Origin of the sequence: Methylophaga sp. SB9B, assembly GCF_004832235.1 — a bacterium.
Lineage (GTDB): Bacteria > Pseudomonadota > Gammaproteobacteria > Nitrosococcales > Methylophagaceae > Methylophaga > Methylophaga muralis.
Window position 1 is genome coordinate 80,575 of record NZ_SSXS01000013.1, and the last position, 21,717, is coordinate 102,291.

General features: G+C 46.3%; 16 protein-coding genes and 2 pseudogenes. 2 read left to right on the plus strand and 16 right to left on the minus strand.

Annotated features, from left to right (window positions below; translation table 11 throughout):
• Window positions 1-8: 8 nt before the first annotated feature.
• From fdhF to parE, 13 genes and pseudogenes are all read right to left on the minus strand, one after another.
• Window positions 9-2,810, minus strand: coding sequence for a formate dehydrogenase subunit alpha (gene fdhF / locus E8Q33_RS13170; RefSeq protein ID WP_136555290.1), 2,802 nt, complete (start codon window positions 2,808-2,810; stop codon window positions 9-11).
• Window positions 2,810-4,507, minus strand: a complete 1,698-nt coding sequence (locus tag E8Q33_RS13175) for an NAD(P)H-dependent oxidoreductase subunit E (RefSeq protein WP_136555292.1) — start codon at window positions 4,505-4,507, stop codon at window positions 2,810-2,812. Before E8Q33_RS13175 ends, fdhF begins: the two co-directional genes overlap by 1 nt.
• A 340-nt stretch (window positions 4,508-4,847) precedes the next feature.
• On the minus strand, window positions 4,848-5,855 hold the full coding sequence (locus E8Q33_RS13180; RefSeq protein ID WP_136555294.1) for a formate dehydrogenase subunit gamma: 1,008 nt from the start codon (window positions 5,853-5,855) through the stop codon (window positions 4,848-4,850).
• Between the two features lie 10 nt (window positions 5,856-5,865).
• Window positions 5,866-6,045: a hypothetical protein gene (locus E8Q33_RS13185; protein ID WP_136555296.1), complete on the minus strand. Its 180-nt coding sequence runs from the start codon at window positions 6,043-6,045 to the stop codon at window positions 5,866-5,868.
• A gap of 2 nt (window positions 6,046-6,047) precedes the next feature.
• Window positions 6,048-6,632, minus strand: coding sequence for a formate dehydrogenase FDH3 subunit beta (fdh3B, locus tag E8Q33_RS13190; protein ID WP_069296135.1), 585 nt, complete (start codon window positions 6,630-6,632; stop codon window positions 6,048-6,050).
• Window positions 6,633-6,648: 16 nt separating this feature from the next.
• Window positions 6,649-9,522, minus strand: a complete 2,874-nt coding sequence (locus E8Q33_RS13195) for a formate dehydrogenase subunit alpha (RefSeq protein ID WP_136555298.1) — start codon at window positions 9,520-9,522, stop codon at window positions 6,649-6,651.
• A 12-nt stretch (window positions 9,523-9,534) separates the two neighbouring features.
• Complete coding sequence (locus tag E8Q33_RS13200) at window positions 9,535-9,744, minus strand: Tat pathway signal protein (protein ID WP_136555301.1); 210 nt, start codon at window positions 9,742-9,744, stop codon at window positions 9,535-9,537.
• A 132-nt stretch (window positions 9,745-9,876) separates the two neighbouring features.
• The gene (locus E8Q33_RS13205) at window positions 9,877-10,452 is read right to left on the minus strand and encodes a molecular chaperone (protein WP_136555303.1); all 576 of its coding nucleotides are present in this window, start codon (window positions 10,450-10,452) and stop codon (window positions 9,877-9,879) included.
• Between the two features lie 5 nt (window positions 10,453-10,457).
• Window positions 10,458-11,993 (minus strand): 4Fe-4S binding protein, encoded by a 1,536-nt coding sequence (locus E8Q33_RS13210; RefSeq protein WP_247870111.1) that lies wholly within the window; start codon window positions 11,991-11,993, stop codon window positions 10,458-10,460.
• Between the two features lies 1 nt (window position 11,994).
• Window positions 11,995-12,450: a DUF3306 domain-containing protein gene (locus E8Q33_RS13215; RefSeq protein WP_136555307.1), complete on the minus strand. Its 456-nt coding sequence runs from the start codon at window positions 12,448-12,450 to the stop codon at window positions 11,995-11,997.
• Complete coding sequence (locus E8Q33_RS13220) at window positions 12,447-12,914, minus strand: DUF3305 domain-containing protein (RefSeq protein WP_136555309.1); 468 nt, start codon at window positions 12,912-12,914, stop codon at window positions 12,447-12,449. Before E8Q33_RS13220 ends, E8Q33_RS13215 begins: the two co-directional genes overlap by 4 nt.
• A gap of 53 nt (window positions 12,915-12,967) precedes the next feature.
• Window positions 12,968-15,209 (minus strand): annotated as a pseudogene (parC, locus tag E8Q33_RS13225) (DNA topoisomerase IV subunit A).
• 14 nt (window positions 15,210-15,223) lie between these two features.
• Window positions 15,224-17,122: a DNA topoisomerase IV subunit B gene (parE, locus tag E8Q33_RS13230; RefSeq protein WP_136555311.1), complete on the minus strand. Its 1,899-nt coding sequence runs from the start codon at window positions 17,120-17,122 to the stop codon at window positions 15,224-15,226.
• Between the two features lie 157 nt (window positions 17,123-17,279).
• Between parE and E8Q33_RS13235 the strand changes: the two genes are divergently transcribed.
• Together E8Q33_RS13235 and E8Q33_RS13240 are read left to right on the plus strand one after the other, a co-directional pair.
• Complete coding sequence (locus tag E8Q33_RS13235; RefSeq protein WP_136555313.1) at window positions 17,280-17,480, plus strand: DUF2892 domain-containing protein; 201 nt, start codon at window positions 17,280-17,282, stop codon at window positions 17,478-17,480.
• A 22-nt stretch (window positions 17,481-17,502) separates the two neighbouring features.
• Window positions 17,503-18,075, plus strand: a complete 573-nt coding sequence (locus E8Q33_RS13240; protein WP_136555315.1) for a DUF3365 domain-containing protein — start codon at window positions 17,503-17,505, stop codon at window positions 18,073-18,075.
• Here E8Q33_RS13240 and E8Q33_RS13245 read toward each other — a convergent pair.
• The 3 genes and pseudogenes from E8Q33_RS13245 to ovoA all read right to left on the minus strand — a co-directional run bounded on the left by E8Q33_RS13245 (window position 18,072) and on the right by ovoA (window position 21,657).
• Window positions 18,072-18,275, minus strand: a complete 204-nt coding sequence (locus E8Q33_RS13245; protein ID WP_136555316.1) for a winged helix-turn-helix domain-containing protein — start codon at window positions 18,273-18,275, stop codon at window positions 18,072-18,074. The genes E8Q33_RS13240 and E8Q33_RS13245 overlap by 4 nt on opposite strands.
• A gap of 53 nt (window positions 18,276-18,328) precedes the next feature.
• Complete coding sequence (locus E8Q33_RS13250) at window positions 18,329-19,525, minus strand: MalY/PatB family protein (protein WP_136555318.1); 1,197 nt, start codon at window positions 19,523-19,525, stop codon at window positions 18,329-18,331.
• Window positions 19,512-21,657 (minus strand): annotated as a pseudogene (gene ovoA / locus E8Q33_RS16820) (5-histidylcysteine sulfoxide synthase). Before ovoA ends, E8Q33_RS13250 begins: the two are co-directional and overlap by 14 nt.
• Window positions 21,658-21,717 lie beyond the last annotated feature (60 nt).

The window sequence follows — 21,717 nt, forward strand, 5'->3', positions numbered from 1 at the left end:
AGGCCGTTTCAATGCCTTAATTTATTTTGCGACTGACCGCCACCGTAGCTATGAAACTTCAGTGGTACACCGCCTGGTGTTACCTTCACGGCGCAATATTTGAACTCTGGAATTTTGGCCGCTGGGTCCAAAGCCGCATTAGACAGCTTGTTTACCGCCGCTTCGTAATAACAGAAGGCCATAAATATCGCACCAGTTGGTACGGCTTCATCAACCCGCGCCACCACAGATACTTCACCGCGTCGTGTTGATAAAGTCACCATTTCACCCGGTCTGACATTCATCTCTTCCAATGTCAGTGGATGGATAGTTGCCACCGCTTCTGGTTCCAGTGCATCAAGAACATTCGAACGACGCGTCATCGAGCCGGTATGCCAATGTTCCAGCATACGACCAGTAATTAATATATACGGATATTCATCATCTGGGCGCTCATCCGGCTCAACAATATCTGCCGGAACAAATAGGCCACGTCCATCAGTTGTCGGGAAGCGATCCGTAAAGATAATTGGCTCACCCGGATCACCTTCCTGCTCACATGGATAGACCACACCATGTTCACGTTCAAGACGCTCCCAGGTAATACCGCCCATCGATGGAACCGCTTTACGGATTTCATCAAAGACTTCCTTGGGCCCATCGTAATTCCAGTCGAGCTCCATACGTTGGGCGATCTGTTGAATGATCCATAAATCCTGACGTGCATCACCGGGCATTGGGATAGCTGTGCGTCCCATTTGCACCAGTCGATCAGTGTTGGTGAAAGTACCGGTTTTTTCCGGGAATCCTGACGCTGGCAAAATAACATCCGCCAGATAAGCCGTTTCGGTCAGGAAGATATCTTGCACCACCAGAATATCCAGCTCAGACAATGCCTGACGGGCATGGTTGGCATCCGGATCCGACATCGCCGGGTTTTCACCCATGATATATAGACCGTTTAACTTGCCCTCATGAATTGCATCCATGATTTCAACAACCGTCAAACCAGGTTTGGAATCAATTTCTGAACCCCATAATTGTTCAAGCTTGTGGCGTGCTGAGTCATCTTGCACTTTGTAATAATCCGGCAGGCGCATAGGAATCAGCCCCATATCCGAAGCACCCTGAACATTATTTTGCCCACGCAGTGGATGCAGACCGGTTCCCGGACGGCCAATCTGTCCGGTCATTAATGACAAGGAGATCAGGCAGCGAGCATTGTCCGTTCCATGAACGTGTTGTGATACGCCCATTCCCCACAAAATCATTGCCGTATTGGCTGTGGCATAGAGCCGCGCCACTTCACGCAAGGTTTGTGCAGGAATACCGCATATTGGTTCCATCAGTTCTGGAGAGTATTTCTGCAGATGTTTTTTCATTGCTTCAAAGCCCAGCGTACGATCGGCGACGAAGCTTTGATCAACCAGATTTTCTTCAACAATGACATGCATGATAGCGTTGAGCATCGGTACGTCACTGCCCGGTTTAAATGCCAGATGATGTGTCGCCATCCGCGATAATTCTGTTGTACGTGGATCCAGCAGAATCAGTTTGGTACCAGCACGTAGTGCATTTTTCATCCACGTTGCACCCACCGGATGATTAACAGTTGGATTGGCACCAATCAACACGATGACATCGGCTTTATCCACATCAGCCACCGGATTGGATACTGCGCCGGAGCCCAGACATTCAAGTAATGCCACTACAGAAGAGGCATGGCAAAGACGGGTACAGTGATCAACGTTATTGGTTTTGAAGCCGGTACGGATCAGCTTCTGGAAAAGATACGCTTCTTCGTTGCTGCCTTTGGCACTGCCAAAACCAGCTAATGCATTTGGACCTTTTTCATCGCGGATGTTGAGGAAGCCTTTTGCTGCCATATCCAGCGCTTCTTCCCAAGTCGCTTCACGGAAGATTTTATCAATATCGTTGGGTTCCATCGTAAAGTCACCAGTTTTTGGTGCACCTTCACGGCGGATAAGCGGTTTGGTTAAACGGTGTGGATGATGCACATAGTCAAAACCATACCGTCCTTTAACACATAGACGCCCATGGTTGGCCGGGCCATCACGACCTTCAACATATAAAATCTTGTCGTCTTTAATGTTGTAGGTCAGCTGACAACCGACACCACAATATGGACAAACTGATTCAACCTGACGATCCGGTTCAACCATCGCCACTTCATTGGCTGGCATCAACGCACCGGTCGGGCAAGCCTGCACACATTCACCGCAAGCAACACAGGTGCTTTCACCCATTGGATCAGCAAGATCAAAGACTATTTCGGTATGACTGCCACGCATGGCCAAGCCGATGACATCGTTATTTTGTTCATCACGGCAGGCACGTAAACAGCGGGTGCATTGAATACAGGCATCCATATTCACTGCGATACCAGGATGCGATAAATCCGGTGCGACTTGCTTACGGGGTTTGAAACGCGGCGTACTGACTTCTAATTTACTGGCCCAATAATCCAGTTCGGAATGCAGTGTATGCGGCTTTTCGGAAACATCGGATTTAAGCAGTTCGATTACCATGCGTTGTGAATGCAAAGCCCGTTCGCTATTGGTTTGCACTTTCATATCATTGCCAGGATAACGGCAGCATGAAGGGGCTAACACGCGCTCCCCATCAATCTCGACCATACAGGCACGACAGTTACCGTCTTGGCCTTCACGCTCGGAATAACATAAATGTGGGATTTCGATACCTTCACGCTCGGCGGCTTTTAAGATGGTTTCATCAGCGCGTGCACTGATTTTCTGGCCGTTAAGCGTAAATTCGACCATTTCTACGCTGTCTTGTAATTGAGTGGCCATTATTTCAACTCCTCAGGGAAATACTTGACGACGCAGCGCAGTGGGTTTGGAGCAGCTTGCCCCAGACCGCAAATTGATGCATCTACCATTACTTGAGACAACTCTTCGAGCAATGGTTCGTCCCATTTAGCCTGTTTCATTAAGGTGACTGCTTTGGCTGTTCCGACGCGGCAAGGCGTACATTGGCCGCAGGACTCATCTTCGAAGAAATGCATGGCATTAACAGCCAAATCGCGGGCTCTGTCTTTATCAGAGAAAACAATCACCGCAGCTGAGCCGATAAAACAACCATATTCGTGCAAGGTATCAAAATCTAACGGCACATCACCCAGTGAGGCTGGCAAAATTCCGCCCGACGCACCGCCTGGAAAATAGCCATAAAACTCATGCCCTTCCAGCATACCGCCACAATATTCATCAATTAACTCTCGCATAGTGATGCCGGCTGGTGCGAGGTGCACGCCGGGTTTATTAACTCGACCACTAACAGAGAAGGAACGCAGCCCCTTACGGCCATGACGCCCATGGTCAGTGAAACATTGCGGACCTTTTTCGAGAATATCGCGAACCCAATATAGTGATTCCATATTGTGTTCCAACGTTGGCCGACCGAATAAACCCACTTGAGCTACAAACGGTGGACGCAAGCGTGGCATGCCGCGTTTTCCTTCTATGGATTCAATCATCGCTGACTCTTCACCACAGATGTAAGCTCCGGCACCGCGACGTAAATAAATCGTTGGTAATTTTTGAACAGGAGGATGTGCACGCAGCTTGGCAAGTTCTTGTTCCAGCATGACGCGAATAGCCGCATATTCATCACGCAGATAAATATAGATTTCATCGATACCGACAGCCCAGGCGGCGATCAACATGCCTTCCAGGAAACAGTGCGGATCACGATCCAGATAATATTTGTCTTTAAAAGTGCCAGGCTCGCCTTCGTCAATATTGACGGCCATTAATCTTGGTGCAGGTTGATCACGCACGATGCGCCATTTACGACCTACTGGGAAACCCGCACCACCTAAACCACGCAGCCCAGAGTCATCCATCATATCGAGCACATTATTCACATCATGCTGTCCGGCCATACATTGCTGATAAATGGTGTAACCACCGTTTGCCAGATATTGTTCAAACAAAATCGGTGCCAGGGTTTCCGGTTCAGTTATGCCCTTTTCAACCAACTCATCGACTTTTTGAACATCAGCAAATTCAACCGGATGCATACCGACAACGGCGACGGGTGCTTTGTCACAACGACCGATACACGGAACCCGCTGTACACGTACTTTTTCACCCATTGCCGATTCAAGAGAACTGACCAGTTCTTCGGCTCCAGCCATGCCACAGCTCATTGAGTCACAGACGCGCACAGTTAAATCGGCAGGAATGGCATCGCCTTCTTTAATCACATCAAAATGATGATAAAACGTGGCAACTTCGTAAACTTCAGCCCGTGATAATTTCATTTCATAGGCTAAAGCCACCAGATGATTGGCCGAAATATGTTTGTAAAAATCCTGAATTTTATGCAGATGTTCTATCAGTAAATCTTTTTGTCTGGATGCATCGCCAAGTAACTGCCGTACTTCCGCCAGTGCTTTTGGATCTATCTGCCGACCTTTACTGGTGACTCTTGCCAGCTTGATTGGTTTTCCAGTTTTTTGAGCACTGATTGGTTGATCGATCATGTACTGCCCTCTCTCTCACTTCGTAGCCTACTTTGGCTTTTATATTAAAAAATATCCAGTCAAAACTATCATGGCTAAGAGTTGATGTGAAGTATGGAGATGAGCAAAAAGTAAAGCCAAATCAGGCTTTTGAATATTGTTCTGCAGGCAGGGATTTGGTGAAGGTCAAAAATGCACTAAATAGTGGCAGATTGAGTGGATGGGGATAAGAAAACTGTCGGATGAATAGCAACCCTGATCCAAATTGGATCATAAATATGTATTGTTAAGAATCCTGAAAATGAAAACAGCCGAACAGTTTTCACCGCCCGGCTGTTAACAGGTATTCAGTTTGCGCAAATTAATGCTTGGTATTTTGTTCCTGCTGCTGGAGTTCTTTTAACCACAAATCATGATGTTGTTCTGCCCATGCGACATCTACCTGCCCCGTCGTCATGCCTTCCAATGCACCCTCAGTACCAACGGTACCGATGTAGATATGGCCCAGCGAAAATGCCATCAACAGCATCGCTGTCAGGATATGAATCAGGTGGGCAACAATAATAACGAAACGCTCTTGGCCAAAATTAGGGAAATCCAAAACCAGACCTGAAAAACACAATGCTACGCCCGCTGTGGCCAAGGTCCAGAACCAGACTTTTTCACCACCATTGAATTTGCCAGCAGAGGGATGTTTATCTCCGATCATACCGCCAAAGTCTTTAAACCACTGGATATCTACTTTGGTGAATAGATTTTGTTTGAACCATTTAATCAGAATGATAAACAAAGCGACCATAAACACCGGTCCCAATACATTATGTATCCATTTAGCTGCGGTTGCGTAGGCAGAAAATCCTGGATATCCGAGTAATGGAATTAAAGCATAGCGACCGTATAACAAACTCAGCCCGGTGATCGCCAACAAGATAAATAGCGTAGCGGTGGTCCAATGCAAACGACGTTCGTTTAAAGTCCAGCGTTCAACGGTTTTGCCAGTTCTTGGATGATTGAGTTTGACCTCACCCCGTAACAAATAAAATGCGGCAAGAATCACCAGAACACCACTGAGTAACCATGCACCATAGGTGGCAATAGGACCATTACGCAATTGACGCCAGTTTTGACCAGCACCTTGAATCAATACATTAGTTTCTTGACCTGTTACCGCAGTGTAGCCTTTGTTGCCTTCACGCACCTGACGCCAAGTATCGGCTCGTGGATTGGTCTGCTCAAAGGCTGTCGGTTGATCGGTGACACTGACATACAAATAACCGGTTAACGGTAATACCAGAATTGCCAATACAATGATCAGCATCGCCCAGAGCGATGTTTTTTTACGATTGTTCATAGCAGCAGATGCAGACATGCTTACTCCGTTAGCGATCCGTTTGAACGCTGTTGAAACGTAGCTTCAGCACTTCAGCACGTTCCTCGGCAGACAGAGCATGACTATCTTCTTTGCCCTTATAAACGCCAGCTTTATGCATAGTGACATCAGTATCTTCGTAACAGGCAGTCAGCAGAAATGCGCCAAGCAAAAAAACAATCAGCTTCATGATTAATCCTTGTAGGCTGTTGCCCAACCCCAGTTATCAGGACGGCCGCCACGACGCACTACACGGCTACGGAACAAGTCAGCAACGATATCACCATCACCGGCAATCAAGGCTTTGGTCGAACACATTTCAGCACATAAAGGTAATTTACCTTCGGCTAAACGGTTACGGCCATATTTCTCGACTTCAGCAGCAGAATTATCTTCTTCAGGGCCGCCAGCACAGAAAGTACATTTGTCCATTTTGCCACGAGCACCAAAAGCGCCTTCTTGAGGATATTGCGGCGCACCAAACGGACAAGCATAAAAGCAGTAGCCACATCCAATACAAATATCTTTGTCATGCAATACGACACCATCAGCCGTAGTGTAGAAACAATCTACTGGGCAAACGGCCTGACAAGGCGCATCAGTACAATGCATACAAGCAACTGAGATGGATTTTTCACCTGGAATACCATCATCAATGGTGACGACCCGGCGACGGTTAATGCCCCAAGGTACTTCATGTTCATTTTTACAGGCGGTGACACAGGCATTGCATTCAATACAACGCTCGGCATCACACAAAAACTTCATTCGAGCCATTTAGCAATCCCCTTAATCAGGCAGCACGGATACGACAGAGGGAAACTTTGGTTTCCTGCATCGCCGTAACAGAGTCATAACCATAGGTGAATACGGTGTTACACGATTCACCACGAACATGCGGCACAGTGCCTTCCGGATAGTTATCAATCAAATCTTTACCCTGATAATGCCCACCAAAGTGGAATGGCATAAATACGACACCGCGTTCTACACGCTGAGTGACCATTGCCATAACTTTGATGGTTCCGCCTTCAGGACCATCTACCCAAACTTGCTGACCATCTTTAACACCAGCATTGTTTGCATCAGCCGGGTTGATTTCAATAAACATGTCTTGTTGTAATTCAGCCAACCAAGGATTAGACCGAGTTTCCTCACCGCCGCCTTCATATTCCACCAATCGACCACTGGTCATGATTAATGGGAAATCTTTGCTGAAATCCTGTGCCTGAATTGATCCATAACGGGTCGGCAGACGATAGAAGCTACGGCGATCTTCATAGGTTGGATATTTTTCAACCAGATCACGACGAGTTGTGTAGAGAGGCTCACGGTGAATTGGCACTGGGTCCGGGAACTGCCAGACTATCGCGCGGGCTTTAGCATTACCATACGGTGCACAGCCATGTTTGATGGCAACGCGTTGAATACCGCCGGACAAATCGGTTTTCCAGTTCTTGCCTTCGGCTTCGACTTTTTCTTCATCAGTCAGATCATCCCACCAGCCCAATTCTTTGAGCATATCGGCGGTAAATTCTGGATAGCCGTCGGTGAGTTCTGCGCCTACTGTGCTGGATCCTTCGGATAACAAATTAACGCCATCATATTCGACACCGAAACGTGCACGGAACGGCCCACCGCCCTCAGCTACAGGAACTGAATTGTCATACATGATGTGGGTTCCGGGATGTTTCATCTCCGGCGTACCCCAACATGGCCAAGGCAATCCATAGGTTTCACCATCACATGGGCCGCCTTCGGCTTTTAATGTGGTGGTGTTAAAGGTATGCAGATTTTCAGATTGCAACTTCAAACGTTCTGGAGACTGGCCGGTATAACCCACCGCCCACATGCCTCTGTTGTATTCGCGGGTAATATCTTCGATTAATGGTTCTTCACCATTTACTTCAATCTGATTGCACAGCTCTTGTTCGAAGCCAAATTTCTTAGCGAATTTGTACATGATGGTGTGATCAGGCAAAGATTCGAATAAAGGTTTGATAACCTGAAAACGCCATTGCACTGAACGGTTGGATGAGGTCAATGAACCATAGGTTTCAAACTGGGTTGAGGCCGGCAATAAATACACGCCATCGGTGCGATCGTTCATTACAGCAGAAACTGTAGGATAAGGATCAACAACTACCAGCAAGTCGAGTTTTTCCATCGCCTCTTTCATTTCCGGGCCACGGGTCTGACTGTTTGGAGCATGTCCCCATAACACCATCGCTTTGATGGCATCATTCTGCTCGATGTTATCTTTATTTTCTAAAACGCCGTCAATCCAGCGTGACACCGTAATACCGTTGGTATACATCGGTGACACCATGGTGCCTTCGACTTCTTCGTATTTGGTTTGATCAAATTTTTGTTTGATCCAATCCAGCTCGACATTCCAAACGCGAGCCCAATGTTCCCAAGCTCCCTCTGCCAAACCGTAATAACCTGGCAAACTATTGGAAACCACACCAAAATCCGTCGCGCCCTGAACGTTATCATGACCACGGAAAATGTTGGTGCCTCCACCGGAAACACCCATATTGCCAAGTGCTAATTGCAAAATACATAAAGCACGAGTGTTGCTGTTACCGACTGTATGCTGAGTAATACCCATACACCAGATAACGGTACCGGGACGGTGTTCAGCCATGGTTTTAGCAGCTTGGTAAATATCTGCTTCTTTGGCACCAGTCACTCTTTCAACTTCTGCAGGAGGCCAGTTTGCTACTTCCTTGCGGATTTCGTCCATGCCAAAAACGCGCTGTTCGATAAAGGTTTTATCTTCCCAGCCGTTTTCAAAAATATGCCACAACATACCCCAGACAAACGGAATATCAGTACCGCTGCGAATACGAATAAATTGATCGGCATGTGCCGCGGTACGACTGAAACGTGGGTCGACAACAATTATCGGTGCACCACGTTCTTTACCACGGAAAATATGTTGCAGTGAAACCGGATGCGCTTCAGCTGGATTCGCGCCGATAATGAAAATGGCTTTGGAATTATGAATATCGTTATACGAGTTGGTCATTGCCCCAAAGCCCCAGGTGTTGGCAACACCGGCTACTGTGGTGGAATGACAGATACGAGCTTGGTGATCGACGTTATTGGTACCCCAGAACGCAGCAAACTTACGGAACAGATAGGCTTGTTCGTTGCTGAATTTTGCTGAACCCAACCAGTAAACTGAATCCGGACCGGAGGTTTCACGAATGTTCAGCATCTGGTCGCCGATTTCATCAATGGCTTGTTCCCATGACAAACGTTGCCATTTGCCATCGACTTTTTTCATTGGATATTTGAGACGTTTGTCACCGTGACCATGTTCACGAACTGACGCACCTTTGGCACAATGTGAACCAAGATTGAACGGATGATCAAAGCTCGGCTCCTGACCAATCCAAACGCCATTTTGTACTTCAGCAGTTACACCACAACCAACACTACAATGACTGCAGACACTGCGGACCCGAGTGATTTCACCTTCGTCATAAGCTGCTTGACGGCGTTCGGCTGCATCGGCTTTTTGAATCATCGCGGTGGGCAGCATGCTCATAAAAGCGGCACCACCGGCGGCTATGCCTGAACCTTTCAGGAAGGTTCGACGATTAACACCTGAAACGCCAGTGATGATGGCTGCCGGGTCACGTTTAGTCAGTTTCATAACGTCAGTCTTTTAAAAGTCAGCCAGCTGATAGTAGGTATCAACATGTTTGGTGTGTTGATAACCTTTCGCAGCAGGAGCAGGTTCATTGGGTGCTTCGATAATTTTTTGCGGAGCAGCTTGCAGCGTATTTGCTGTCAAAGCCAGCGTTGCCGTTCCACCAATTGTGGCAGTCAATTTGTGCAGAAACTCTCTGCGGCTGTTTGATGGCTTTGCAGTCATGGATTTCTCCGAATGAAATTCAATGCAGTGACAAGCAAGAAGTTGTCAGCGTCGACAACAAAATTGAGTCACAATTATCGCGCAGACGGCACCACTGTTCAAGGTTATTCGCTGGCAATTTCAAACTATCTGTCACACTTCAAGACGTTGAAGTTCCGCCTCGATAAACTGTTGACCCAATATTGCGACCCCGGCATAAAATCCTGCACTTTTGGCTTTGGCCAAATCACTAAAAAACCGGGCTGCCCAAGGACGTAAATGGCTGTTAAAAAAGCTTTTGTCATCAATGATTGGCGTACCGTTGGCTGTCAAAATCAATCGCATAACATCACACTCGCCGGCAATATGATCTTCAGGTTCGGCTTTATCCTGCTGGCGTTCTAATCCTAACTTGCCAAGATCGACACGTAGTCTGGCCAGTGGTTTTTCATTTAGAAAACCGCTTTGATAATACGAGCCGTAAGGAATCACCTCACCTTGCGCCAGACCGATAAACAATAATTGATATTCATCAGCGATTTGCTCAGCAGTAAATTGTTTGGCAGCTTCAATCAATGCCAGCCAGCCTTGTCCGAGTGGGCTATCCGGTTCCGTGACTTGCAGACTGATGATATTGTCGAGCAGATCCTGCTGCGGAGGTGTCGCCAGCAATGTGGCTAATAAGGCATAGGTTTGGGCGCGCCACTGATTTTCTTCAATATTCTCCATCACCATCAACCTTTTTTGAACATGGCTTTAACACGGCAATCTTCACACATTTTCAATTGCTCTAAAGCCGCTCCCTGAAACATATGATGGTCTTTTAATTTAGCGGTGATGGTATCGATCATTTTCTGAGTAGCAAACGGCTTTGCACAACTGATGCAATGGAAAATAGCCTCTTCATGCAATATACGTTTTTGACGTGCTTGATCGCGCTGATAAAGATAGCGTGGTGCCAACGTAATAGCATTTTCAGGACAGGCGGTTTCGCAAATACCGCATTGCACACATAAATCTTCAATAAAATTGAGCTGGGGTTTATCAACGCCATCGACCAAGGCACCAACCGGGCAAACCGAAACGCATGACATACATAAGGTGCAGGCTTGTTTATCGACCAGAATTTCACCAAATGGTGAAGGTTTTTCAAGTTTGATTTCGGCTTGAGGTGCGGGTGCATTCTCGTACAGGTGAGATAAGGCCATCGTGCTGACCCGGCGTTTGTTGTCGATACCGGCAAAAAGACTTGGAGAGACAGCTTCTCTTTCTGGTCGCTGCTGTAGATGGCTTTTCAATGCAGAGAAATCGTTACCTTGATGCCAATAAATCGCAGCTGGATAGCCCATGCCCTTCAGTAATTCATTGCTTAATTGCATTTGCTGCTGCAGTTCCCGCCAATCATGATCGCTGTGAGTCAACGCATCCCAGACCGTCACATCCGCAGCCCCATAAGCCATTGCGGCTAACCAGAATGGCATACTCAACGCACCGATTTCTTCAATCGAAAACGTGATTACATTATTTGCGAGTTCATGGCCGCGCATTTCCAACAAGGTCTGCGCGTTGGCTTCATCATGGATCAAAATATGTGGCGGCTGCGTTTCCAATTCAGCATATTGCTGCATCATTGATCGTAAACGTTCCAGGCTGACATCCAGCGTCGGTAGCGCATAATTCATCGCGCCGGACGGGCAAACGGCTACGCAACTGCCACAACCCTGACATAAATTCGGATCCACTCTTACTTCGTCACCAGCATGGCTGATGGCTTCTGCAGGACACGCTTCGAGACATTGGTTACAACCGCTGATGCCGCGTCGGGAATGGGCACAGATATTCGGTTTGTATTGGAAATAACGCGGCTTGTCGAAAATACCAATCAGTTCAGGGAGTTGCTGTAGCGCTTCTGCCAACGCTTGTTGATTATCACCGGGAGCAAAATAGCCTAATGGTGAAACCTTGTGTTTGAGAATTGGCGAATCACTCAGATCCAGAATCAAATCAAACCGTAAGCTTTGACCAGCAACGATGGCGTCAAACTCGCCCAGCCAGCCAGTTAAACTAACTAAATCATTGTTTAAAACCGTCACTATCTCGCTACTGATAGCTGCGTCATCAGTGATCACAGCACTGATCGTCAATGGCTGACAATGTGGTGCTACGGCAGAGACCGCTTCGGCACTGCCGATAATCAATAAACGACCACGGGATTCAAATTCAATTAATTGCACAGGATGAATTTCGATTCGGCCTGCTTCCAAAACCACGTTATGCAATGGGCTTATCCTCTTCGTCGCGATTATGTCGCGGTTTTATGTCTTGTTCTAATTCACTGTCTTGAGCTGAAGTTGTTTCAGTTGTCTGTTCAGTGGCTTCATCTGCCGCCAGCTGGCGTTCCAACATCCGTTTCATCTCATGGGTAACCACTGAGCCCAAACCTGCAAAAGCATGATAGTTGTAGTCATTTTCATATTCTTCAAGCCCGTCGGTTTTGTTAAAACCGGGTTTACGGAATAAATCGCGTAACGCCTGCTGTTTGGTTTCGGGGTCAACATCTTCACGTTGCCAGATAGGTAATTCGGCTGGATCTTTTGCTACTGCTGGCTCAGCTTGCTCTGTAACCGGCGCGTTTTCAGTTACGGTTTCTGGGGCCGTTTCAGACTGTTGTTTACGCCGAGACCATCGTGATAAGAAATTCTCGGATGCCGATTTTTCTTTCATCATGCGCCTCCTTCGTTGTCTTTCCAGCGTTGACGACGGCGTTTCTTTGGAGCTTGTGGGGCGTAATGATAAAGCAGAAACCGTTCCAGCCAGATACACAACTCATCCGGCAGGGGCGCATCAAACACTTGATCACCAGCCTCCATATACGAAGCTGCCTCGTCAAAATCCACTGTTAACAACACCGGGGTTAATGAATCATTTTCCGGCCGGCCGATGAAATAGATCTTGGCCTGCTCGGACATCAGATTCACGTAATAACTTTCGCAATAATGGCGGAATAAACGTAAATGTAAATCAGGAAAAAGTAGCAGTTCACCTTGAGTCTGCGCATCGGACAATTTGGCTTCACTCAATCCTGGCATGACTCCAAGCAATGACCATGAATGCTTGGCCCAGCGGTGCTGACTGGCTTTTTTCAGCAATACTGCAGTAACGGAAAAATGATCAGAAGGTAAGTCCAGCATCACTATCAGGCTTATTGATTTGAGCCTAATAGGATAACAAGTAACCGAGTTTTTTACTCGGTTACTTCGACTGCAGTTACTTTTTGTAATCCCCGAGGCAGTTTATGACCGCGTTTACCGCGCTCGCCGGCATAATGCTGCAAATCAGCTGTTTTCAATGTCAAATGCCGGCGTCCGGCATGTAATGTCAGACTGTAATTTTCTGGAACCAGCGTGACCGATTGCAACCATTCCTGGCCACTGCTGAAACGGGCCTGTGGAATATTAATCAGGCGAACACCTTTGCCTTTATTGAGCTCAGGTACTTCACTGACCGGGAACACTAACAAACGGCCATCACCCGCTGCTACAGCGAGTTGCTGTGGTGTTTTGCTATCCAACACCAACGGTGACAACAAACTGGATTTTTCCGGTAAATTGAACAACGCTTTACCGGCTTTGTTCTTGGCCAGTAAATTTTCAAAGCGAGTGACAAAACCATATCCGGCAGTATTGGATAACAACACCATCTGTTCACTTTCCGCCGCAATCACCGCAATAAAGCGTACTTCAGCAGCTGATTGCAGACGACCACTAAGTGGTTCCCCCTGACCTCTTGCCGACGGCAGAGTATGGGCTGGCAGTGAATAACTGCGTCCACTTTCATCAAGAAACACCACTTGTTGATTACTTCGGGTTTTCACCGATGCCAGATAGCGATCGCCAGTTCGGTAATTTAATGACACTGGATCCACATCATGGCCTTTGGCGGCACGCACCCAGCCACTGGCTGAAAGTACGATGGTCAACGGTTCGGTCGGCAATAACTCATTTTCACTCAACGCTTTTGCAGCATCACGCTGTTTGATTTCACTGCGTCGATCATCACCATATTTTTCAGCATCGGCTATAAGTTCTTTGCGTATAAGAGATCTCAAACGAGTGTCTGAGCTTAATAATAATTCCAGCGCTTTACGCTCCTTGCTTAGCTCATCCATTTCACCCTGAAGTTTCATTTCTTCAAGCTTGGCCAAATGGCGTAAACGTAATTCAAGAATCGATTCGGCCTGGCGATCACTGAGATTAAAACGCGCCATCAGCTCGGCTTTGGGATCATCTTCATTTCGAATAATCGCAATAACTTCGTCGATGTTGAGATAGGCAATCAGCAAGCCTTCCAACACATGCATGCGATCCAGCACTTTATCAAGACGGAACTGTAAGCGCCGGCGCACAGTTTCAATACGGTAAGTCAGCCATTCGCTGAGCATTTGCAGCAGATTTTTAACCTGTGGCCGACCGTCCAGACCGATCATGTTCATATTGACGCGGTAGCTGCGTTCCAAGTCGGTAGTTGCAAACAGATGCAGCATCAAACTTTCGATATCTACCCGATTGGAGCGCGGCACAATGACCAGCCGCACTGCCTGCTCATGATCAGATTCATCACGTAAATCTGCCACCATCGGCAGTTTTTTTATTGTTCATTTGCGCGGCAATCTGTTCCAACACTTTGGCACCAGAGGTCTGATATGGCAGCGCATGAATAATGACTTCGTGTTCTTCGACTTTGTAAGAAGCGCGTTGGCGAATCGATCCATGGCCGGTTTCATAGATGCGACGAATTTCGGCTTGGGATGAAACTATTTCACCGCCGGTAGGGAAATCAGGTCCCTGAATTTCAGTTAACAGATCATCTAATGTGCTTTTCGGTGATTTGAGCAATAACAGACAGGCATTGACTACTTCACGCAGGTTATGCGGCAAGATGTCAGTTGCCATACCCACGGCAATACCAGTGGCACCATTGAGCAATACATTCGGAAGACGTGCAGGCAGTAATTGTGGCTCATCCATGGTGCCATCAAAATTGGGCATCCATTCAACTGTGCCCTGGCCCAACTCACTTAATAACGTTTGAGCATAAGGTGCCAGTCTGGCTTCGGTATAACGCATGGCAGCGAAGGATTTAGGATCATCCATCGAACCCCAGTTGCCCTGACCATCAATCAAGGTGTAACGATATGAGAAAGGCTGGGCCATCAAAACCATGGCTTCGTAACAGGCTGAATCACCATGCGGATGATATTTACCTAAAACGTCACCGACGGTACGAGCAGATTTTTTATGCTTGGAAACGGCACTGAGTCCGAGTTCAGACATCGCGTACACAATACGCCGTTGGACTGGTTTCAGACCATCAGCCAAATGTGGCAGGGCCCGATCCAAAATGACGTACATGGAATATCCCAGATACGCTTTTTCGGTAAAATCACGAAGCGGTTGCTGTTCCAGATCGTCGACTAATGCACTCATTTAAAATTCTCAGTTCAGATTAAACCATCAGCCAAATCGCCATGCTGTTCCAGCCAGATTTTGCGATCACCAGCCCGTTTTTTGGCCAGCAATTTATCAAGCATCATAAATGTATCGTCTTCCGCATCGATGGTCAGACGAATCAGCCGGCGAGTATCAGGTGCCATGGTGGTTTCACGTAATTGCAAAGGATTCATTTCACCCAGGCCTTTAAAGCGCTGAGTACTGACTTTGCCTTTTATTTTGTCACGCTCAATACGTTCCAGAATGATTTTGCGTTCTTCATCATCCAGCGCGTAGAAAACTTGTTTGCCAACATCGATCCGATACAAAGGCGGCATGGCGACACAAATATGTCCGGCTTCAACCAACGGCCGGAAATGACGAACAAATAACGCACATAACAAAGTGGCGATATGTGCACCGTCTGAGTCAGCATCGGCCAAGATACAGATTTTGCCGTAACGCAGACCGGTAAGATCATCTGAGCCGGGATCCACACCTACTGCAACTGCAATATCATGAACCTCTTGTGAAGCCAACACTTGAGAAGCTTCTACTTCCCAGGTATTTAAGATTTTACCGCGTAGCGGCATGATGGCTTGAAATACGCGATCCCGACCTTGTTTGGCACTGCCGCCAGCAGAATCCCCTTCCACTAGAAACAGTTCGGTACGGGCCGGATCTTGAGAAGTGCAATCGGCCAGTTTGCCGGGTAATGCCGGGCCAGATTGCACCCGTTTACGCACGACTTTTTTGGCTTGTTTTAAGCGTGACTGAGCATTATTAATTGCTAGCTCGGCAATTTTTTCACCATCTTCAATATGATGATTTAGCCATAGGCTGAATGAATCTTTTACTGCACCAGCAACAAACCCGGCACATTGCCTGGACGATAAACGTTCTTTGGTCTGACCGGAAAATTGGGGATCCTGCAATTTGACTGACAACACATAGCTACAACGTTCCCAGATATCTTCTGCAGAAAGTTTGACCCCACGCGGTAAAAGGCTGCGAAACTCACAAAACTCACGTAAGGCGTCCAGCAAACCTGAACGCAAACCATTGACATGAGTACCGCCCTGGGCAGTTGGGATTAGATTCACATAACTTTCAGCGATGACTTCAGCCGGTTCAAGCTGCCACATCAAAGCCCAGTCAACTTCTTGAATTTCATCAGCAAAATGTCCGACAAACGGTTTAGCTGGCACACAGGGAACATCAGTCATCGCATTAGCTAGATAACTGTTCAAACCATCTTCATAACACCAACGATCATTTTGTTTTTCGGCACCACTTAAATCTTCGAAGGTAACAACCAGACCGGGACACAATACTGCTTTGGCTCGCAGCACATGACGCAGTCGGGAAACCAGAAATTTAGGGGCATCAAAGAAACTGGTATCTGGCCAGAAGCGTACACTGGTGCCGGTATTTTTTTTGCCGACCGTTCCGGTTTCTTTTAAAGATTCAACTAACAAACCATTTTCAAAGGCAATACTGTAACTAACGCCATCACGGCGGATATTGACTTCCAGACGTTTGGATAAGGCATTTACAACAGAGACACCTACGCCATGCAGACCACCGGAAAACCGGTAATTTTTATTGGAAAACTTACCACCAGCATGTAAACGGGTCAGAATAACTTCAACACCGGGAACACCTTCTTCCGGGTGAATATCCACCGGCATACCCCGGCCATCATCAATCACTTCAAGCGAATTATCAGGATGCAGGATGACTTCAATATTAGTTGCGTGACCGGCAATGGCTTCATCGACACTATTATCAATGACTTCCTGAGCCAGATGATTCGGCCTAGTTGTATCGGTATACATGCCGGGCCGCTTTCTGACCGGATCCAATCCCGTTAAAACCTCAATTGCCGAAGCGTCGTAGATATTGGTCATTTTCTCTTAGTCAAAAAATTCAAGTTGCCCGAAGGTTAGCAGGATAAAAGCCAGATGTACAAGCATCTGAGCTCATGGAATGAAATAACTAAGCTTGCATCACATATAATTATTACCTAATATTAGAAAACACTAATCTATTGAATAGGGAAGCAACATGAACATAGATAAAATGGTTTTTGCTTTTGCAGGAAGTTTTATTCTGATAAGTTTATTACTCTCACGGTTGCATCATATTTACTGGCTGTGGTTCACTGGGTTTATAGGGTTGAATTTGTTACAAGCAGCATTTACCGGTTTGTGTCCATTGGCGGTGTTACTCAAAAAATTCAACATTCCTAAAGGCAACGCCTTTTAATGACTCAACGCGGAGTAATGTTATGAATATTCGACGGGTTCTTCTTATAACGATTTTATTATTTTCCGCCCCACTCCATGCTGACGATGCAAAGTATTTTGAAAAACAGGCCAATCAAGCAATAAAAGAATTTGCCGAAACGCTTAAATCAGCTTTGATGCTATCAATGCAAACTGATGGTTCAATTAAAACCATCGCTGTTTGTAAAGATATTGCCCCGAAAGTGGCACAGCAAGTTTCCGAAAAATACAATCTTGATGTCAGCCGTACTTCATTGAAAGTTAGAAACCCAGAGAACAGGGCCGATGATTGGGAAAAAAAGGTGCTCAGAGACTTCAACACACGTATGGAAAAAGGGGAAACTATCAAACAGCTGCGTTTCAGCGAGCAAGTTGATATTGATGGACAAAAACAACGACGCGTAATGAAAGCCATCGGCACTGATTTAGTTTGCATTACCTGTCACGGTGAAAAAATACCCGAGCAGATTCAGGCAGAATTAGACAAACTTTACCCCGACGATGAGGCCACCGGCTTCAGTATCGGTAGTGTCAGAGGTGCGTTTAGCGTGAAAGAAGTTACTCAGGCAGATTAACTTTCTTTCAAGTCGATAATTTCAGTACGACCTTTTTGAATCGACACCAGCTTGTCTTCTCTGGCCAGCCAGCCGATAGCACGTTGCACCAGCTTTATATCCAGCTCACAAGCTGATGCCAGCTTTGTGGTACTGGTGGCCCCGTTATTTTGTAAATATTTCCAAATTTTGCCTGCTGCATCCCCAATAATTTGTTCCATCACTAACCTCATATTGTTGAAGAAAATCGTTGTTATCAGCCTGCCTTATACAATTAATTTTGTGCTTTGAAATCCGCTAATTCAGCTTTTTCCCATGCAGTAACAATTTGCTGGCAGGCTTGTTGGATGACCGCCATTGGAGCCGCTATGTTCATCCGCATAAAACCGCTGCCACCCTCTCCAAACATTAGTCCAGGATTCATCGCCACACCAGCCTTTTGCACAAAAAAAGTTCTCAGTTGTTTGTCATCCAACTGCAAAGACTGGCAATCCAGCCATATTAGATAAGTCGACTGCAAAGGTAATACACGTATCTTGGGTAAATGTTCGGCAAAAAACTTTTCTACCCATTTATAAGTTTGCTGAAGATAGGCCATTACTTTCTCTAACCATTCATCACCATGTTGGTAGGCAGCTATCGTCGCTTCAATGCTAAATGGATTCGCGGCACTGACATGCCATGAGTTAAAAACTGCCTCAATCGCTTTTTTGTGTTGAGAGTTCTTTACTATCAGCATCGACATACCTAAACCGGCAATATTAAAGGTCTTGCTGGCTGATACGGCTGTGATGATTGGAACATCGTTAGCTAGTGATGCCAACGGAATATGCTTTTGTCCCGTGAAGACTAAATCGGCATGAATTTCATCACTGACAATAATCAATTGAAATTGTCTGGCAATCTCCAGCAGTTTTTGCAGCTCAGACTCAGTCCATACTCGCCCACCCGGGTTATGTGGTGAACATAACAACAGCATTTTGGCACCATCAGCAGCTTGAGCAGCTAATTGCTCAAAATTTATCTGATACAAGTCATTCTGCAAAATTAACGGATTTAATACCAATTTACGCTGTGTTTCTGTAACCGCTGAAAAGAACGGAAAATACACTGGCGGTTGAGCGATGACCTGATCGTTTTTCTCGGTGAGCGCCATGATAGTGGCATGCAATGAAGGTACAACACCGGGGCAAATCAGAATTTGTTCGGCTTCAATATGCCAATCATGTCGTCGTAAAAACCACTGCTGGGTAGCAAGGTATAAATCGTCCGGATACTCGCTGTAACCATAAACCGGGTGTTGTGCTCTGGCAGATAATGCTTGGCTAACGGCCTCGGGAGCAGCAAAATCCATATCCGCCACCCATAACGGAATTGCATCATCCCGGCCAAACAAACGCTGGCGTGCATCGTATTTAAGACTATTGGTGCCGCTGCGATCAATCAGCTGGTCAAAATCAATTTTCGTCATCAAGACGTTCCCAGATAGTCACCTCTGACAGAGTATGCTGGAATTTTCGTCGGGTTTCACGAATGACAAACGCTTGCGAAAACGGCCCATCAATCAATTTAAATTGGTTTTCCAGCACGCTTTTAATACCATCCAGTGTGGAAAAACTTTCACCGTCTTTTTTAAAGCCACCCAGCCAATTGGCTTTATCCGTGTGTTCTTCCTGCCAGGTATACGGTGAGGTTAGGACTAACAGTCCACCGACATTGATCCGTTGATGGATCTGTTTTAAGAATAAAATCGGGTCATACAGACGATCCAGTAAGTTAGCTGCCAACACAAGATCATAATTGCTGTAAGTCGCTTTCAGATTACAGGCATCCCCCTGCATAAAATCGACTTTGTGAGCGGTATCCTGCAAACCAAAATTAGCCAGACGCTGTTCACGATACAGCAATAAATCACCTTCATCAGCAACGGCGTAGCGAATCACCCCATCACGTTTGAGCTGTACACCGAGATTGATCAAGCGGGCTGAGAAATCGATACCAGTAACCTGATCAAAATGTCGGGCTAATTCAAAACTGGCTCGCCCCACGGCACAACCCAAATCAAGAGCACGTCTGGCTGGCTTATCGCCCATTTTGTCAATGGCAAGCTGAGCGATGGCTTGTTGAAAATTCGGTACATCAAAATAGCTTTCACCAAAGTGAAACTCGGCGTATTCCGACAGCATTTTGTCGGTTTCATAATTTGAATCCAGATTTTTCACTGGCGAATCCGATACGACATAGCGAAACCCTGCATGCTGAAAAAAGTGTCGGCGAAAAGCATATCGAGATGATAGACGAGTTTCATTACCACAGGAAATCCAGCTACCGCCTTTAATCAGATTGTGTTTTCCATCATAAGTCGGGGTGGTGAAATCGTCATATAAACGATGTACTTGAGAACCATCAAATGGATATATCGGGGTTTCAGTCCATTGCCAGACATTGCCTGTCACATCATAAAAATCGCCTTGAGCGAATTGATTGACAGGGCAAGACGAAGCAAAATGATCCAAGTGAATATTGCTGGAGCTGGAGCTTGGTTTATCTCTTGAACATTTGCAGTTTGTGCCAGTCGATACCACTCATCTTCAGTTGGCAGTCGCACATTTTCACCAGTTATTTCGGCTTTCCACAGACAGAAGGCCTTGGCCTCGTGATAATTTACTTCGACCGGCCAATCCCAACGCATTGGCACTATTTCCGTCATTAATCGCAACTGCCAGCCTTGATCGGATTTAATCCAAAACGTCGGATGCTCGGCTTGGGTGAATTCCCTCCACTGCAGCCCTTCTTCCAACCAATACTGTTGCTGCTGATAGCCACCAGCTTCAACAAACGTTAGAAATTCCTGATTACTGACCAGATATTTAGCGGCCTGGAATTCGCCCACTTCAGCCTGATGCTGGCCGTATTCGTTGTCCCAGCCGTAAAAGGCATCATCAAAGTTTTTCCCCAGTTTTACGTTACCGGCATCTACTGGTAACAATTTGTTTTCCGGTGCAGGTCCGGAAATATCACAGGCTTTCCACTCCGGTTGATATTGCACCCAGTGTAATTGCTGCTGACGTATTAATACTGATGAGGTTTCAAGATGAATGTTTTCATGCTCAATACACATCACCACGGCCACCAGGGGTTTTCCCAGTTAATAGGTAAAGTCAGTGGCGCTTGATGAATCAGATGGTTAACCGAATTTTTAACTTGTTGACGGTAGGCCTTAACCTCAGCAACCGTTGGCCAATCGTAATGAGCTTCATTGAGATCATCCCAACTCATTTCATCCACGCCGATGGCAAACATCGACTCAAACAGTGGATTGATACGTTGGGTTAACAGACCAGCTAACAGCAGTTTATTAACAAAAAAAGTCGCTGTGTGACCGTAGTAAAAAATTAATGGATGACGTAACGGAATGCTTTTCTGGTAAAAACCTTCTTCAGATTTCAAGGTTTCGAACAAAGATTCATAGCGTTCAAACGTTGAATTAAAATAGGTTGCAAGTTCGGCACGCATTGCTTCTGTATCATTTATATCCAGCCGCGGAGTGCGTAAGTTAGTTGTTTCTGGGAGAGAAAAAGAAAAGGCTTTTCCGGCAGTCATGTGTCAAAAATCCCTTCACGGATATCTGTTGAAGTCTATCTGACTTAATCTTTACTAATT

Excerpts from the sequence above, each read along its gene's own strand:
- E8Q33_RS13195 (WP_136555298.1), bottom strand. The coding sequence starts at position 9,522 with ATGAAACTGACTAAACGTGACCCGGCAGCCATCATCACTGGCGTTTCA.
- E8Q33_RS13250 (WP_136555318.1), bottom strand. The coding sequence starts at position 19,525 with ATGACGAAAATTGATTTTGACCAGCTGATTGATCGCAGCGGCACCAAT.
- E8Q33_RS13240 (WP_136555315.1), top strand. The coding sequence starts at position 17,503 with ATGAATATTCGACGGGTTCTTCTTATAACGATTTTATTATTTTCCGCC.
- E8Q33_RS13235 (WP_136555313.1), top strand. The coding sequence starts at position 17,280 with ATGAACATAGATAAAATGGTTTTTGCTTTTGCAGGAAGTTTTATTCTG.
- E8Q33_RS13180 (WP_136555294.1), bottom strand. The coding sequence starts at position 5,855 with ATGTCTGCATCTGCTGCTATGAACAATCGTAAAAAAACATCGCTCTGG.
- E8Q33_RS13220 (WP_136555309.1), bottom strand. The coding sequence starts at position 12,914 with ATGCTGGACTTACCTTCTGATCATTTTTCCGTTACTGCAGTATTGCTG.
- fdh3B (WP_069296135.1), bottom strand. The coding sequence starts at position 6,632 with ATGGCTCGAATGAAGTTTTTGTGTGATGCCGAGCGTTGTATTGAATGC.
- fdhF (WP_136555290.1), bottom strand. The coding sequence starts at position 2,810 with ATGGCCACTCAATTACAAGACAGCGTAGAAATGGTCGAATTTACGCTT.
- E8Q33_RS13200 (WP_136555301.1), bottom strand. The coding sequence starts at position 9,744 with ATGACTGCAAAGCCATCAAACAGCCGCAGAGAGTTTCTGCACAAATTG.
- E8Q33_RS13215 (WP_136555307.1), bottom strand. The coding sequence starts at position 12,450 with ATGATGAAAGAAAAATCGGCATCCGAGAATTTCTTATCACGATGGTCT.
- E8Q33_RS13205 (WP_136555303.1), bottom strand. The coding sequence starts at position 10,452 with ATGGAGAATATTGAAGAAAATCAGTGGCGCGCCCAAACCTATGCCTTA.
- E8Q33_RS13175 (WP_136555292.1), bottom strand. The coding sequence starts at position 4,507 with ATGATCGATCAACCAATCAGTGCTCAAAAAACTGGAAAACCAATCAAG.
- E8Q33_RS13245 (WP_136555316.1), bottom strand. The coding sequence starts at position 18,275 with ATGGAACAAATTATTGGGGATGCAGCAGGCAAAATTTGGAAATATTTA.
- E8Q33_RS13185 (WP_136555296.1), bottom strand. The coding sequence starts at position 6,045 with ATGAAGCTGATTGTTTTTTTGCTTGGCGCATTTCTGCTGACTGCCTGT.
- parE (WP_136555311.1), bottom strand. The coding sequence starts at position 17,122 with ATGACCAATATCTACGACGCTTCGGCAATTGAGGTTTTAACGGGATTG.